This window comes from Terrabacter sp. BE26 (assembly GCF_041941675.1).
In the GTDB taxonomy this organism is placed as follows: Bacteria; Actinomycetota; Actinomycetes; order Actinomycetales; family Dermatophilaceae; genus Terrabacter.
In genome coordinates this window covers 651,595-667,012 of sequence record NZ_CP090122.1, presented here as the reverse complement: position 1 = coordinate 667,012, position 15,418 = coordinate 651,595, and the positions used below count along the sequence as shown (strand labels likewise).

Sequence of the window (15,418 nt, the reverse complement as noted above, 5' to 3'; positions counted from 1 at the left end):
GCGCGGCCGTCTGGCAGAGTGTCACCATGTCCGACCGCCTGACCTCGCTCGACGCGTCGTTCCTCTACCTGGAGGAGTCCACCACGTCGATGCACGTCGGGTCGGTGATGGTCTTCCAGCCACCACGCCAGGGCTTTGACTACGACCAGCTCGTGCGGATCATCGAGAGCCGCATCGGCGCGATCCCACGCTTCCGGCAGAAGGTCCGGGACGTGCCCGGACGCATCGCCAACCCCGTCTGGGTCGACGACGAGGCCTTCGACATGGGCTACCACGTGCGCCGGGCCGCCCTGCCGCGTCCCGGCAGCGACCGGCAGCTGCAGGACTTCGTCGCCCGCGTGCAGCCGCGCAAGCTCGACCGCACGCGTCCGCTGTGGGAGGTCTACCTCGTCGAGGGCCTCCACGACGGCCGCTTCGCCATCGTCACCAAGACGCACCACGCGCTCATCGACGGGGTGAACGCGCTCGACATCGCGCACGTCATCGTCGACTCGGTCAAGGGGGGCGACCTCGACGAGGCGGTGCTGCCGTGGCAGCCGAGCCGGCCGCCGTCCTCGGTGGAGCTCGTGGCGGGCGCGGTCGTCGACGCGGTGCGCCGGCCGACCCAGGTCGTCGACCTCGTGCGCGGGGGCCTCAACGACGCCGTCAACGTGGGGCTGCGGGCCGTGGAGTCCGCCGGCCAGGTGCTCTCGACCGTGGCTCGCACCGCGGCGCGACCGGCGCCCGACTCCCCGCTCAACGCGGCGATCGGCTCCTCCCGCCGGTGGGTCATGGTCGCGACCGATCTCGACGACTACCGGCTCGTGCGCAAGCGCCTGGCCCGCGGCGCCTACGCCGAGGACGTGACGATCAACGACGTCGTGCTCGCGACCATCGCGGGCGGTTTCCGGTCGTGGCTGCTCGGGCGCGGCGAGGCGGTCAGCCCGCACACCCGGGTCCGGGCCATGGTGCCGGTCAGCATCTACGGCGACGACCCGGCCGGGATGTACGCCAACCAGGTGATGGCCTGCGTCATCAACCTCCCGGTGGGCGAGCCGGGAGCCTCGATGCGGCTGCACCAGATCGCCTTCGCGATGCGTCAGCAGATGGAGGGTGGGCAGGCGGTCGGCGCGACCTCGCTCGCCAACCTCGCCGGTTTCGCGCCCCCGACGCTGCACGCGCTCGGCGCGCGTCTCGGGTCGGCGATGTCGCGGCGCCTCTACAACGTCATGATCACGAACGTGCCCGGCCCGCAGGCGCCCCTCTACGCAGGTGACGCCGAGATGCTGTCCACCTACCCGGTGACCCCGCTCGCCAAGGGCCAGGCTCTCTCGATCGGGATCACCTCCTACAACGGGGGCGTCTACTTCGGCCTCAACGCCGACCGTGACGCGATGCCCGACGTCGACGTGCTCGGCCAGTCCATCGTCGAGTCGCTGGCCGAGCTGACCAGCGGGAGGGAGTCCTGATGCCCGTCGTGCGCGTCTACGTGCCGCTCGGGCGCTCGGGCCTGGAGGAGCTCGCCGGCACCGGCGCGCTCGCTGCCGGGCCCGGCAGCCCACGGACCGCGTATGCCGTCACCTCCCGTCTCGAGCGGATGGCGCCGGGTCTCGACGTCGAGGACCTCGAGTACGCCGCGTTCAGCGACGCCGTGACCGCGGCCGCCGAGCTGCGCGCCGTCCCTTCCGACCGCCGGCTCGTGGCGTCCGCCGACGCCGACGCGTCCTGGGTCGCGCCGCGCGAGGATGCGCCCGTCTCGAAGGTCGTGCTGACCGCCCCCGTGCCGCTCGCCCGTGTCGCGTCCTTCCACATCGACGACGAGGTCACCTCGGGCGTCGAGGAGGCCGACGAGCTGCTCTGGTACGACGTCACCGAGCTCGACGACGTGCGCGGCTTCTTCGGCTGAGGCACGGGGCGCCGTGACCGACGACGAGGAGGTCGCCCTCTACGACCCGACGGGGGAGGTCGTCGGCTCGGCGCCACGCTCCGTCGTGAGGGCACGCAACCTCGGGCACGCCGCGTCGTCGGTGGTCGTCCGTGACCCGATGGGCCGGGTCTACCTGCACCGGCGCACGACGACGAAGGACGTCTACCCGGGACTGCTCGACTTCGCCGCCGGAGGCGTTGTCCTCGCGGGGGAGGACCCCGCCGTCGGCGCGGTGCGGGAGGTGGAGGAGGAGCTCGGGGTGTCTGGCGTGCCGCTCGAGCCGCGCGGGGTCACCCACTACGCCGACGAGCACACCGACCACGTGGCCGTGCAGTTCGTCACGACCTGGGACGGCCCGATCCGGTGGCAGCCGGAGGAGGTGTCCTGGGGCGAGTGGGTGACCGTCGAGGAGCTCGTGCGCCGGCTCGACGAGGAGCCGGCCACGCTGGTGCCGGACAGTCGCGCCGTCTGGTCGGCGACCGTGCGCTCGTGGGCCGCAGACCAGGTCCCCCTGGAGCAGGGCTGGGACAACGTGACGACGCTCGTGGAGGGTCGCTGGGTCGACCGGGTGGCGAGGCGACCGGAGGCCGAGTCGGGCCTGCTCGCCGAGGTGGGCCTGCTCACCCTGCTGGCGGAGGGGCTGCCCCTGGAGGTGCCGCGCCCCGTCGTGCTGGACCAGGACCCGCTGCGCGTGCGGCACACCCTCCTGGAGGGGACAGCCGTCGACCCGCTCGCGCTCACGGCCGCCGACGGCCGGCTCTTCGCCCGCTTCCTGACCGCGCTGCACGCGACGCCGCCGGCGCTCGCCGCCGAGGCCCGGTGCCCCTCGGCGTCGGACGACGCCCGGCACCGCATCGCCGGGGTGGCGCGCTTCCGGGACGTCGTGCTGCCGGCCCTGCCGGCCGCGGTGCAGCGCGCTGGGGACTCGTTGCTGGGACGTGTGGCCACGGTGCGCGAGCAGGCCCTGTGCCACGGCGACCTGGTGGCCGAGCACGTGCTGGGCCACCACGGGCACCTCAGTGGGGTGATCGGCTGGGGCGACGCGCGTGTCACCGACCCGGCACTCGACCTCGCGTGGGCCCTGAACGCCACCTCCGGGCCCTTCGCGCAGGCCGTGGCCGACGGGATTCGTGCCGACGGGGACGTCCGCGCGAGGTCCCGCGACTGGTGGGCGCTGGCGCCGTGGTTCGAGGTCGAGCACGAGCTCGAGCGCGAGGTCGAAGGACGGGGCCACGGCGACGCCGACGCCCACGGCGAAGATCTGCAGCGCGCCCACCGGGTGCTCGTCGACCGACTGCTGTGGTGGCAGGGGGCCTGACCGTCCCACGTGCTGGTCGGATCGGGCCGAGGCCGCACGATCCCTTGTTACCTTGCGGGAATGGACTTCACCGCCGACGAGTACGCGCGCCGCGACGCCGACCGCCTCCGCGAGATCCTCTCCGGTCCGCCCGTCACCTGGGTCTTCCTCGGCGACAGCATCACCCAGGGGGTGAAGCACACGCACGGGCACCGCAGCTACGTCGAGCACTTCGCCGAACGCGTACGCGGGGAGCTCGGTCGTCGTGGGGACGCCGTCGTGAACTCCGGTGTCTCCGGCGCCACCACCGATGACTTGCTACCTGAGTTCCACTGGCGCGCAGGTCGATTCGCGCCCGACGTCGTCTTCGTGCTGTTCGGGACCAACGACATGGTTTCTGGTGAGGACGGCGTGCGCGGCTTCCGCTACCGCCTCGACCAGATCGTCCAGCGCTCGAGGGACGTGGGCGCGACGGTGGTGCTGCAGACCCCGCCGCCGGTCCTCGACGAAGGGGAGCGCAACCCCCGACTGCTCGCGCTCTACGCGCAGGCGGTTCGGGAGGTCGCGGACGACCTCGGCGTCCTGGTCGTCGACCACGCCGGGGCCTGGGAGGCCGCGGACGCGGGCGTCGACGTCGCCCCCGCGGGCTGGCTCGACGACGCCTTCCACCCGGGCCCCCGCGGGCACCACGAGATGGCGCTCACCCTCCTGGCCGCCCTGGGCATCCTCGACCCGGGCAGCGCCGTCTGCTCGCTCGCGGTGGACGACGAGGTGGGTGCCTGCGCCTGAGTCGCGGCTGGCTCACGGTCGGCTCACGGTCGGCTGGCAGGGCTTCACGGGGTCAGGGTCGGATCAGGGTCGGGTCAGGGCGCTCCCCAGCAGCGAAGGGCGCTCTCACGCGCGACGATGGAGGCATGACGCACCCCATCCCGAACCCGTACGGCCAGTCCCTCACCCCGACGGGCGAGGAGCGCACCTGGGCCATCCTGGGCCACCTCGCCGCGATCATCGCCGCGGTCATCTCCGCCGGCTGGCTCAGCTTCGTCGGCCCGCTGATCATCTGGGCCATCTACAAGGACCGCAGCGCCTTCGTCCGTCGGGCGGCGGCAGGCTCCTTCAACTTCAACCTCGCCGTGTGGGCGGCCATCATCGTCGGCTGGATCATGTTCCTCACGGTGGTGCTGATCCCGGTCGCCGTCATCGTCTGGATCGTCGCCGTGGTGGCGGGACTGTGGTTCCACATCCGGGCCGCGATGGCCGCCAGCCGCGGAGAGTCCTTCCACTACCCGTGGGGCATCCCGGTCCTGCACTGAGCGAGGGATGCGGACGGCGGCGAGGGCGGCGAGGGCACGGAGCAAGGGCGCTGCGAGCGGCATGGAACGATGGGGTGGTCCGCCCACGAGGCGGGCCACCCCGCCCCGTCGGGCGCCGACCGGGCCGACCGACCGTGCCAACAGCAGGAGAACTTTGATGGACGCCGTGACCCATGTGCCCGCACCGGCCAACGAGCCGGTGCTCGACTACGCGCCGGGCTCGCCCGAGCGCGCCGCGCTCGAGGCCGCCCTCGCCGAGCTGGGCGCCACCGAGCGCGAGCTGCCGCACACGATCGACGGCAAGCGGGTGACGGGCTCCGGCGCCGAGATTCCCGTGCGCCAGCCGCACGCGCACGCCAAGGTGCTCGGCACGCTGCGCAACGCGACGGTGCAGGAGGGCCAGGCCGCCGTCGACGCGGCCAAGGCCGCCGCGCCGATGTGGCGCGAGCTGTCGTTCGACGACCGTGCCGCGATCCTGCTCAAGGCCGCGGAGCTGCTCTCCGGGCCGTGGCGCGCCAGGCTGAACGCCGCGACGATGCTGGGACAGTCCAAGACCGCCTACCAGGCCGAGATCGACGCGGCGTGCGAGCTCATCGACTTCTGGCGCATCAACGTGCACTTCGCGCGCCAGATCCTCGAGCAGCAGCCGCCGCTCAACGCCAAGGGCATCTGGAACCGCTCGGACTACCGCTCGCTCGAGGGCTTCGTCTACGCGATCACCCCCTTCAACTTCACCGCCATCGCCGGCAACCTGCCGACGGCCCCGGCGCTCATGGGCAACACCGTCGTGTGGAAGCCGAGCCCGACGCAGCAGCTCGCCGCGCAGCTGACGATGGAGCTGCTCGAGGAGGCCGGCATGCCGCCCGGCGTCATCAACCTCGTGACCGGCGACGGCATCGAGGTGAGCAGGGCGGCCCTCGCGGACGAGGACCTGGCCGGCATCCACTTCACCGGGTCGACGCCGACGTTCAAGCACCTGTGGCAGCAGGTCGGCGCCAACCTCGACCGCTACCGCACCTACCCGCGCCTCGTCGGCGAGACCGGCGGCAAGGACTTCATCCTCGCCCACCCGAGCGCCGACCCGGCCGTGCTGCGCACCGCCATGATCCGGGGCGCGTTCGAGTTCCAGGGCCAGAAGTGCTCGGCCGCCTCGCGCGCCTACGTGCCGGCGTCGGTGTGGCGGCAGATCAAGGACGACCTCGTCGACATCACCGACAGTCTGACCCAGGGTGATGTCACCGACCTGTCCAACTTCATGGGCGCCGTCATCGACGAGCGGGCCTTCGCCAAGCACAAGGACGCCATCGACCGCGCGCACGCGACCGGTGGCATCGACGTGATCGCCGGCGGCACCTACGACGACTCGGTCGGCTGGTTCGTGCGCCCGACCGTGCTCGAGGTCAAGGACGCCGGCGACGAGTCGTTCCGCACCGAGTACTTCGGCCCGATCCTGTCGGTCCACGTCTACGAGGACGGCGACTACGACACGGTGCTCGACCAGATGGAGCGCTTCGCGCCCTACGGGCTGACCGGCTCGATCATCGCCCAGGACCGGCGCGCCATCGCGGACGCGACCAAGCGCCTGCGCTTCGCGGCCGGCAACTTCTACGTCAACGACAAGCCGACCGGTGCCGTCGTCGGGCAGCAGCCGTTCGGCGGGGGCCGCGCCTCCGGCACCAACGACAAGGCCGGGGCGGCGCAGAACCTGCTGCGCTGGACCAGCGTCCGCTCGATCAAGGAGACCTTCGTCCCGCCGACGAACCACGCCTACCCGCACATGGGCTGACGCCCGCGGGCTACGCCCGGCCGCAAGCCGAACGGGCCCGACTCCTGCGCGGAGTCGGGCCCGTTCGTCGTTCGCGGCGGCGTGACGCGCGCCGGTCAGACGTGCTCGGCGATCCAGGCCGTCCCGGTGCGGCGCTCGGCGCGGATCGCGTCGACGACGGCCGGGGCGGCAGCCTTCTCGACCTTGGCACCGAAGAGCGGGATCGAGGCCTTGAGGTCGCCCTCGACCGAGATCGTGGTGCCGCCGGAGGCCGGCGCCAGCTCGATGGTGGACCGCATGGCGACCGGTGCGCCCGCCACCTCGACGGTGAGCGTGCCGGAGCGCGCGCCGTCGGCGGCAGCGGCCCCCCACTCGTACGTCTCGGTCACCGACAGCGTCGGGCCCACGATCGACTTCGCGAAGTCGGGCAGGCCGTCGGCCGGCAGGTCACGCCTCGTCACCACGCGCGCCCCGTCGCCCGCGGGGCTGACCGCCACCTCGTGCTTCCGTGCGCCGGCCTCGACGCACTTGCGCTCCTGGAAGGCCGGGTCGGTGATCATGGCGTAGACCGTCTCTGGCGGCGCGGCATACGTCATCGTCTCGGAGATCTTCATGGCGGACACGCTATTGCACCCCTGCGCCGCCTCCTGTCCGCAGGCCCCGCGACCCGAGCACGTATGCCGTCCGCCGCGGTCGCGTCGCCGGCCCCCTCACCGGCCCGAACGTGCGCGAGCGGACAGGGCGGCCAGCGTCGTGCCCGACTGCTCGAGCTCGCGGCGCAGCCGCGCCAGCTCCCGCGAACGGGCGGCCGTCACCCGGTTGAGCAGCTCCTGGAGGCGCTCGCGCTCGGCGAGGCGCTCGGCGGGTTCGACCCGGCTGGGCCCGGAGCGCTCGACGACGAGGTGCCCGTCCACCACGAGGTCGACACGGGCCAGGGCCGGCTCCAGCGCGCGCAGGCGCGCCGCCGACTCGACGGCCGTGGTGGTCCACGCCTGCAGGAGGCCTCCGACGCGGTCGAGCTCGGTGGCGGCGCGGGTCAGGAGCTCCCGCTCGCGACGGGTGGGGTCGGTCCCGCTCTCGTCGGTGGAGCGGCCCGTGCCGGTGGTACTGCCCGCGTGACTGCCGGCGGCACTGCCGGCCCTGGCACGGGCACCGCCGCGGGCACTCTCCCCGCGGGCGGCGCGTCCCGCTGACGCGTCGAGGTCGAGCACGAGGTCGGCGAGGCGCCCGGCCTGGCTGAGGAGGGCGCCGCCCAGTGCTGACGTGGATGCCGGGTCGCCGGGAGGGGAGAACGTCATGGCCGGCCGACCCTCCCGGTGTCAATCCGCGGCACGCGGGTCGCGGCCGCGCCGAGCCCGAGCAGGCGCTCCTCGAGGGCCTCCGACAAGGCGGCGAGCGTGTCGGCCGCCTGCTCGACCCAGGCGTCGAGGGCTCGCTGGGTGGGCAGGTCGCCCACGTCCGGCACGTGCGTCAGCAGCTCCTCGGAGAGGCTGCGGGTCGTCGAGCGGGCCGCCGTGAGCGTTCGCAGCGTCGCGGGATCCGCGGCGTGCGGCGCCCCGGTCCCGTCGTCCATGGCACCACTCTAGGGACTGCCGCGACGGGTACCGGTGAGTTCTCCACCGGGGTGTCCGGCCCCGGAGCGGACGGGGATAGGCTCACATCGTGAGATGCGCGACACGACGACGTGTCGCTGCCAAGGCCGCACGGTGAGGAATCCGACAACCGCATGTCAGCGTCACTCGAACAGTCTCGGATCGACGTCATCAGGGCTGCTGCCGAAGCCATGGCGCCGCCGCCACGACGGGGCAGGGGCCGCTCCTCGGCCACCGCTGCAGCCGACATGGAGGAGTTCCTTCGCGCGTACTACCGGCTGGTGGCCACCGAGGACCTGCTGGCCCGGCCGGCACGCGAGCTGGCCACGGTCGCGAACGAGCACCGGGCCTTCGCCCAGGAGCGCCCGGTGGGGACCTTCAACGTGCGGGTCTTCAACCCCACGGCCGAGGACGACGGCTGGTCCAGCATGCACACGGTGGTGCAGATCGTCGTCGACGACATGCCCTTCCTCGTCGACTCCGTCGTCGGCGCCCTCGGTGGCTTCGACCGCGGCGTGCACCTCATCGTCCACCCGCAGATGACGGTGTCGCGCACCGTGACGGGCGAGCTCAAGTCGGTCGTCACGGACGGGTCCACCACGGTGCAGTCGAACGCCGTGGGCCTCGTGCGCGAGTCGTGGATGCACCTCGAGATCGACCGCCTGCCGGCCGATGCCCTGCCCGAGGTGGAGGCACGGCTGCGCCACGTGCTCGAGAACGTCCGCGACTCGGTCGAGGACTGGCCGAAGATGCGCGCGCACGCCCTGACGATCGCGAGCGAGCTGCGCTCCGCGACCCCGCCCGGCACCGACCCGCACCACGCCCGGGAGGCTGCGCGCTTCCTCGAGTGGCTGGCACACAACAACTTCACCTTCCTCGGCTACCGCGAGTACTCCCTGGCCCGCGAGCACGGCAAGGACGTCTCACGTCAGGTCCCCGGCACGGGCCTGGGACTGCTGCGCTACGACCGCCCATCCGCGGGCAAGGGGCTGGTGCTCACACCCGCCGCGAGCAGCGCCGCCCGTGACTCGAGCATCCTCATCATCACCAAGGCCAACTCCCGTGCCACGGTGCACCGCGACGTCTACCTCGACTACATCTCCGTCAAGAGGTTCGACGCCCGTGGGGAGTGCGTCGGCGAGCAGCGCTTCCTCGGTCTCTACGCCTCGGCGGCCTACAACGACACGATCCACGACATCCCGCTGCTCGACGTGCGCGCCCAGGAGGTGCTGCGGCTGACGGGCCTCAGCCCCGACAGCCACTCGGGCAAGGACATCCTGCAGATCCTCGAGACCTACCCGCGCGACGAGCTCTTCCAGACCACGTCGGCCCAGCTCGCCGAGATCGCGACGAGCGTGCTGCACCTGCAGGAGCGCCGCAAGACCAAGCTCTTCCTGCGACGTGACGAGTTCGGTCGCTTCGTGTCCTGCCTCGTCTACCTCCCGCGAGACCGCTACAACACGACGGTGCGCCTGCGCATCGAGTCGATCCTGCTCGAGGCCTTCGGCGGCGAGAACATCGACAACACGACGCGCGTCAGCGAGTCGACGCTCGCGCGGCTCCACTTCGTCGTCCGTATGCCGGCCGGCACCGACATCCCCGACATCGACGAGGTGGCCCTCGAGCAGCGCGTCATCGACGCGACGCGCACGTGGGACGAGGACCTGTCCGAGGCGCTCAGCCAGGCGCGGGGGCTCGAGGGCGCCGCGCGGACGATGGCGGCATACGCCAGGGCGCTGCCCGAGGCGTACAAGGAGGACTTCGACGTCGCGACGGCGGTCGACGACCTCGACCGCATCGACGCGCTCGGAGACGGCGACCTCACGACCGGGCTGCACCTCTACGACGACCCGGCCTCCGACGACCCGCGCGAGCGCCGTTTCAAGCTCTACCGCCGCGCCGACCTGTCGCTGACGCAGGTGCTGCCGCTCTTCACCCACCTCGGCGTCGAGGTCACCGACGAGCGCCCCTACGAGGTGCGCGGGCCCGTCGGGCGCACCCTGCACATCTTCGACTTCGGGCTGCGGGCCGACGCCAGGGCGTGGGGATCGGGCGATGCCGCGGCCACCGCGGACGTGCGGTGTCGCTTCGAGGAGGCTTTCCGTGCGGTCTGGGACGGTCGCGCCGAGTCCGACGGCTTCAACGCGCTCGTGCTCGCGGCCGGACTCACCTGGCGGCAGGTCGTCATCCTGCGCACCGTGGCCAAGTACCTCCGGCAGACCGGCTCGACGTTCTCGCAGGACTACGTCGAGTCGGCGCTCGTAGCCAACACCGGCATCGCCCGCAGCCTCGTGGAGCTCTTCGAGGCGCGCTTCGACCCCGACGCCTTCCCCGACACCGAGGCGGGCCACGACAAGCGCGCCTCGCGCGAGAAGCACCTCGTCACGCGCATCACCGAGGCCCTCGACGGCGTCGCGAGCCTCGACCACGACCGGATCGTCCGGGCGCTGCTCGGCGTCATCCAGGCCAGCCTGCGCACCAACTTCTACCAGCCCGACGCCAACGGGCACGACAAGTCCTACGTCTCGCTCAAGCTCAACCCGAAGCAGGTGCCCGACCTGCCGGCGCCCCGCCCGATGTACGAGATCTGGGTCTACAGCCCGCGCGTCGAGGGCGTGCACCTGCGCTTCGGCAAGGTCGCGCGCGGCGGCCTGCGCTGGTCCGACCGGCGCGAGGACTTCCGCACCGAGGTCCTCGGCCTCGTCAAGGCGCAGATGGTCAAGAACGCCGTCATCGTCCCGACCGGCAGCAAGGGTGGCTTCTACGCCAAGCAGCTGCCCGACCCGGCCGTCGACCGTGCCGCCTGGATGGACGAGGGCATCGCGTCCTACAAGCTCTTCATCTCCGGCCTGCTCGACCTCACCGACAACCTCGTGGCGGGGGCCGCCGTGCCGCCGCACCGCGTGGTGCGCCACGACGAGGACGACACCTACCTCGTCGTCGCCGCCGACAAGGGCACGGCGAAGTTCTCCGACATCGCCAACGGGCTGGCCGCCGACTACGGGTTCTGGCTCGACGACGCCTTCGCCTCCGGCGGGTCGGCGGGCTACGACCACAAGGGCATGGGCATCACGGCGCGTGGGGCGTGGGAGTCGGTCAAGCGCCACTTCCGCGAGCTCGGCGTCGACACCCAGTCGCAGGAGTTCACCGTGGTGGGCGTGGGCGACATGAGCGGCGACGTGTTCGGCAACGGCATGCTCCTGTCGGAGCACATCCGTCTCGTGGCGGCCTTCGACCACCGGCACATCTTCGTCGACCCCAACCCCGACGCCGCGACCTCGTATGCCGAGCGCCGCCGCATGTTCGACCTGCCGGGCTCGTCGTGGGCCGACTACGACGAGAAGCTGATCAGCAAGGGCGGCGGCATCTTCCCGCGGTCGGCCAAGTCGGTGCCCGTGAGCCCGCAGATGGTCACCGCGCTGGGCCTGCGCCACGGCACGAAGAGCATGACCCCCGCCGAGCTGATGAAGGCGATCCTGCTCGCGCCCGTCGACCTGCTGTGGAACGGCGGCATCGGCACCTACGTCAAGGCGACCGCCGAGACCAACTCCGAGATCGGCGACCGCGCCAACGACGCCATCCGCGTCAACGGCAGCGACCTGCGCTGCAAGGTCGTCGGCGAGGGCGGCAACCTCGGCGCCAGCCAGCTCGGGCGCATCGAGGCGGCCCTCGCGGGCGTCCGGATCAACACCGACGCCATCGACAACAGCGCCGGGGTCGACACCTCCGACCACGAGGTCAACATCAAGATCCTGCTCACCGAGCTGACCCGCTCGGGCCAGCTGACGACCAAGCGCCGCAACACGCTCCTGGCCTCCATGACCGACGAGGTCGCCGACCAGGTGCTGCGCGACAACTACGAGCAGAACGTCCTGCTGGGCAACGCCCGCGCCCAGCAGCACGAGATGCTCGGCGTCCACGAGCGGCTCATCCAGTTCCTCGAGTCCGGCGGCGACCTCGACCGCGCGCTCGAGTTCCTGCCGAGCGACTCGGAGATCGCACGCCGCCAGAAGGCGGGCCTCGGGCTGACCTCGCCGGAGTTCTCGGTGCTCGTCGCCTACGCGAAGCTCTACCTCAAGAGCCAGCTCATCAACAGCTCGCTGCCCGACGACCCGTGGTTCGAGACGACCCTCGCCGAGTACTTCCCCAAGCCGCTGCGTGGCAAGTACGCCGCCGAGATCGCCGCCCACCCGCTGCGCCGGGAGATCATCACCAACGCGGTGGCCAACTCGATGGTCAACCGTGGCGGCATCACGTTCGCCTACCGTGCCGGCGAGGAGACGGGTGCGACGCCCGAGCAGGTCGCCCGCGCCTACATCGTCTGCCGCGAGGTGTTCGACCTGGCCGGGTTCGTGCGCCGCGTCGAGGCCACCGACAACGTCGTCAGCACCACGGCGCAGACGGCCCTCTACCTCGAGTTCCGCCGGCTCGTCGACCGGTCGGTGCGATGGTTCCTCTCCTCCCGTCCGGCCTCGCTCGACATCGCAGCCGAGGTGGCGCGCTTCCGACCGGGCGTCCGGGCCTTCGCCGACCGGGTCCCGGAGCTGTTGCAGGGCAGCGAGCGCACGCGGCTGGAGCGGCGGATCCACGACCTCGAGGGCACGGGCGTGCCGGAGGAGCTCGCCACGGTGGCGGCCTCGCTGCTCGACCAGTACTCCCTGCTCGACTGCATCGAGATCGCCGAGGACACCGGGGAGAGGCTCGAGGACGTCGTCCGCGTCTACTTCCTGACGTCCGAGACGTTCTCGATCGACGCGATGCTGGGGCGGGTCACCATGCTGCCGCGCGACGACCGATGGGACGCGATGGCCCGCGGGGCGCTGCGCGACGACCTCTACGCCGTCCTCGAGACACTGACCCGGTCGGTCCTCGAGGTCAGCAACCGGCGACACGACGCCGCCGCTCGCCTTCACGAGTGGTCCGAGCTCAACGCCGACGCCCTCGGTCGCGCCCGTAGCGCGCTCGGCGGCATCGAGCGGATGAGCCACGCCGGGATCGCGGCGCTCTCCGTCGCCCTGCGCACCCTGCGCACGGTGACGAAGCCGGCGTCGTCCGGTCAGCCCGCCCCGGTGGAGCTCGAGGCGAACCCGAATGGCTCGGTCTCGTCGACGACGCGGCCGCGCACGGAGGCCAAGGCGGCCAAGGCGGCCAAGGCGGCCAAGGAGCCCTCAGGCTCACCCGCGTCGGCGCGGAAGACCACCACCGCGAACCCGGGGCGCCCGGGTTCGGGCAAGGGCGCCGCCAAGGGCGCCGCCAAGAGCACGGCCAAGAGCACGTCCAAGAGCACGTCCAAGAGTCCTGCCAAGGGTGCGGCAAAGAGCACGCCGCGGAAGACGGCCGAGTCGCCCGCCATCGAGCTGCCGGGCAGGGGACCGCAGGACGTGCCGCCCGCGGCCGGAAACGGGGCCGACGCCGAGGAGACGGCCACCAAGACGGCTGCACGTCAGGCTGCCGCCCGGATCGCCGCCGAGTCCCGGAGCTGAGGCGCCACGCGGAGAGCAGTCGACACCACGGAAAGGGTCAATCCGTCACGTCCGCCCGTGCGGACGGGACGGAGCGGCGCCCGACCCGGACGGGGCGCTCGCCCGAGGGGGAGTGGGGCCTCACTAGGCTCGGGTCGTGGCTACCCTGAGCGAGCTCCTGCGGGGCGGGACGACGCTGCCCGACCACGACATCGAGTGGCTGCAGCTGCTCGTCGGTGACTGGCAGCTCATCGCCGACCTCTCCTTCGCCGACCTCGTGCTGTGGGTCCGGTCGACCAGCGAGCGGTGGGAGGCCGTGGCCCATGTGCGCCCCACCACCGGGCAGCTCGTCTTCGTGGAGGACCAGGTGGGCCGGGTGGCCGAGGTGGGCCGCACGCGCGACCTGCTCGACGAGGCGGCCGACGAGCAGCGGATCCTGCGGGTGCGCCAGGTCGTCGTGACGCACGAGCACGGGCCCGACCAGTCGGTGCGGGAGGAGTACATCCCCGTCGTCCGCGGCGGCCACGTCGTGGGCGTCATGACCCGCCACACGAACCTGTGGACCACGCGCACCCCGAGCCGGCTCGAGCTGACCTATCTCGCGACGGCGGACGCGCTGTGCCGGATGGTGACGGGGGGCGAGTTCCCGCACAGCGGGGCGCCGACCGGGCTGCGACGCGGCGCGCCCCGCGTGGGCGACGGCGTCATCCGCCTGGACGTCGACGGCATCGTGACCTACGCCAGCCCCAACGCCGTCTCCGCCCTCCACCGCCTCGGCCACCTCGGTGAGGTCGTCGGCGCCAGCCTGGCGCAGATCGTCACCGAGAACGTACGCGAGTCCCACCTCGTCGACGAAGGGCTTCCCCTCGTCGTCACGGGGCGCCAGCCGTGGCGCACGGAGGTGGTCGCAGGGGGGACGACGGTGTCGATGCGGGCCATCCCGCTGACCGAGGCAGGCCAGCGGTTCGGCGCCATCGTGCTCATGCGCGACGTCGGCGAGCTGCGCCGGCGCGAGCGCGAGCTGATGACCAAGGACGCGACGATCCGCGAGATCCACCACCGCGTCAAGAACAACCTCCAGTCGGTCGCCGCCCTGCTGCGGCTGCAGGCCCGGCGCCTGCCGGAGGGGGAGGCCCGCGCCGCCCTCGCCGAGGCGGAGCGCAGGGTGGGGACCATCGCCATGGTCCACGACCAGCTGAGCCAGGGCTTCGACGAGACGGTCGACTTCGACCCGATCGCCCAGCGCGGCCTGGGCGCCGTCGTGGAGGTCTCCGCCAACGGCGCACCCGTCCACACCGTGACGCACGGCTCCTTCGGGCGCCTGCGGGCCGAGGACGCGACCTCCCTGGCGATGATCCTCAGCGAGCTGGTGCAGAACGCGATCGAGCACGGGCTCGGTGACGCCGGGGGAGAGGTGCGCATCGACATCGAGCGGATGTCCGACGACCGCGGTCAGCCGATGCTGGCGGTGTCGGTCGAGGACGACGGCAAGGGCATCGACCCGGCACGCCGACCCGGGTCCGGGCTCGGGACCCAGATCGTGCAGTCGCTGGTCGCCGACCTGCAGGGCCGTATCAGCTGGGAGGGGGTCGTGCCGCACGGCACGCGAGCCCGCTTCACCGCGAGCCTGCGGCCGATCACCTGACGAGCGCGACGGCATACGCAGGACGGCCTGCGCAGGCAGCCAAAAGCCCGGCGACCGACGGGTCACCGGGCTCGCGGACGTGGGTCGTGCAGGGCTGTTGCCTGTCTGGCGGTTACCTCAGCCGGTCTCAGCCGGCGCGACGGGCCCGCGCGTTGCGGCGCTTCAGGGCTCGGCGCTCGTCCTCCGAGAGGCCGCCCCACACGCCGGCGTCCTGACCGGTCTCCAGGGCCCACTTGAGGCAGGTGTCGATGACGGGACAGGTCCGGCACACGGCCTTCGCCTCCTCGATCTGCAGGATGGCGGGACCGGTGTTCCCGATGGGGAAGAACAGCTCCGGGTCGGCCTCCAAGCAGGCAGCGCGGTCGCGCCAATCCATGTGGATCGTGCTCCTTCATGTATCTCGGTTCGGCACCGACGCCCGGGTGTCGGTCGCGGTGC

Annotated in this window: 12 protein-coding genes; 8 read left to right on the top strand and 4 right to left on the bottom strand. The window is 72.2% G+C overall.

Annotated features, from left to right (window positions below; all coding sequences use genetic code 11):
* The first annotated feature begins 26 nt into the window (after nt 1–26).
* The 6 genes from LQK93_RS03140 (at nt 27) to pruA (ending at nt 6,302) form a co-directional block, all read left to right on the top strand.
* Complete coding sequence (locus LQK93_RS03140; protein WP_374970121.1) at nt 27–1,448, top strand: wax ester/triacylglycerol synthase family O-acyltransferase; 1,422 nt, start codon at nt 27–29, stop codon at nt 1,446–1,448.
* A complete protein-coding gene (locus LQK93_RS03135; RefSeq protein WP_374970120.1) occupies nt 1,448–1,885 on the top strand; it encodes a hypothetical protein in 438 nt (145 codons plus the stop codon). The genes LQK93_RS03140 and LQK93_RS03135 overlap by 1 nt, the downstream gene beginning before the upstream one ends.
* Before the next feature lie 13 nt (nt 1,886–1,898).
* Nucleotides 1,899–3,224 carry a phosphotransferase gene (locus LQK93_RS03130; RefSeq protein WP_374970119.1) on the top strand — a complete coding sequence of 442 codons (1,326 nt, stop codon included), beginning with the start codon at nt 1,899–1,901 and terminating at the stop codon, nt 3,222–3,224.
* Between the two features lie 60 nt (nt 3,225–3,284).
* A complete protein-coding gene (locus LQK93_RS03125) occupies nt 3,285–3,992 on the top strand; it encodes an SGNH/GDSL hydrolase family protein (RefSeq protein ID WP_374970118.1) in 708 nt (235 codons plus the stop codon).
* Between the two features lie 125 nt (nt 3,993–4,117).
* On the top strand, nt 4,118–4,516 hold the full coding sequence (locus LQK93_RS03120) for a DUF4870 domain-containing protein (RefSeq protein ID WP_374970117.1): 399 nt from the start codon (nt 4,118–4,120) through the stop codon (nt 4,514–4,516).
* 157 nt (nt 4,517–4,673) lie between these two features.
* Entirely contained in the window at nt 4,674–6,302 is a 1,629-nt protein-coding gene (gene pruA, locus LQK93_RS03115; protein WP_374970116.1) for an L-glutamate gamma-semialdehyde dehydrogenase, read from the top strand.
* 95 nt (nt 6,303–6,397) lie between these two features.
* Here pruA and LQK93_RS03110 read toward each other — a convergent pair whose 3' ends face one another.
* From LQK93_RS03110 to LQK93_RS03100, 3 genes are all read right to left on the bottom strand, one after another.
* Complete coding sequence (locus tag LQK93_RS03110) at nt 6,398–6,895, bottom strand: DUF2505 domain-containing protein (protein ID WP_374970115.1); 498 nt, start codon at nt 6,893–6,895, stop codon at nt 6,398–6,400.
* A 96-nt stretch (nt 6,896–6,991) separates the two neighbouring features.
* Entirely contained in the window at nt 6,992–7,579 is a 588-nt protein-coding gene (locus tag LQK93_RS03105) for a hypothetical protein (RefSeq protein WP_374970114.1), read from the bottom strand.
* Nucleotides 7,576–7,854, bottom strand: coding sequence for a hypothetical protein (locus LQK93_RS03100; protein ID WP_374970113.1), 279 nt, complete (start codon nt 7,852–7,854; stop codon nt 7,576–7,578). Before LQK93_RS03100 ends, LQK93_RS03105 begins: the two co-directional genes overlap by 4 nt.
* A 153-nt stretch (nt 7,855–8,007) precedes the next feature.
* Here LQK93_RS03100 and LQK93_RS03095 point away from each other — a divergent pair, with 153 nt between their 5' ends.
* Both LQK93_RS03095 and LQK93_RS03090 read left to right on the top strand, forming a co-directional pair.
* A complete protein-coding gene (locus tag LQK93_RS03095) occupies nt 8,008–13,356 on the top strand; it encodes an NAD-glutamate dehydrogenase (RefSeq protein WP_374970112.1) in 5,349 nt (1,782 codons plus the stop codon).
* 136 nt (nt 13,357–13,492) lie between these two features.
* On the top strand, nt 13,493–14,980 hold the full coding sequence (locus LQK93_RS03090; protein ID WP_374970111.1) for a sensor histidine kinase: 1,488 nt from the start codon (nt 13,493–13,495) through the stop codon (nt 14,978–14,980).
* Nucleotides 14,981–15,107: 127 nt separating this feature from the next.
* On the opposite strand, the gene LQK93_RS03085 is transcribed toward LQK93_RS03090, so the two are convergent.
* On the bottom strand, nt 15,108–15,356 hold the full coding sequence (locus tag LQK93_RS03085; protein WP_030194844.1) for a WhiB family transcriptional regulator: 249 nt from the start codon (nt 15,354–15,356) through the stop codon (nt 15,108–15,110).
* Between the last annotated feature and the right edge of the window lie 62 nt (nt 15,357–15,418).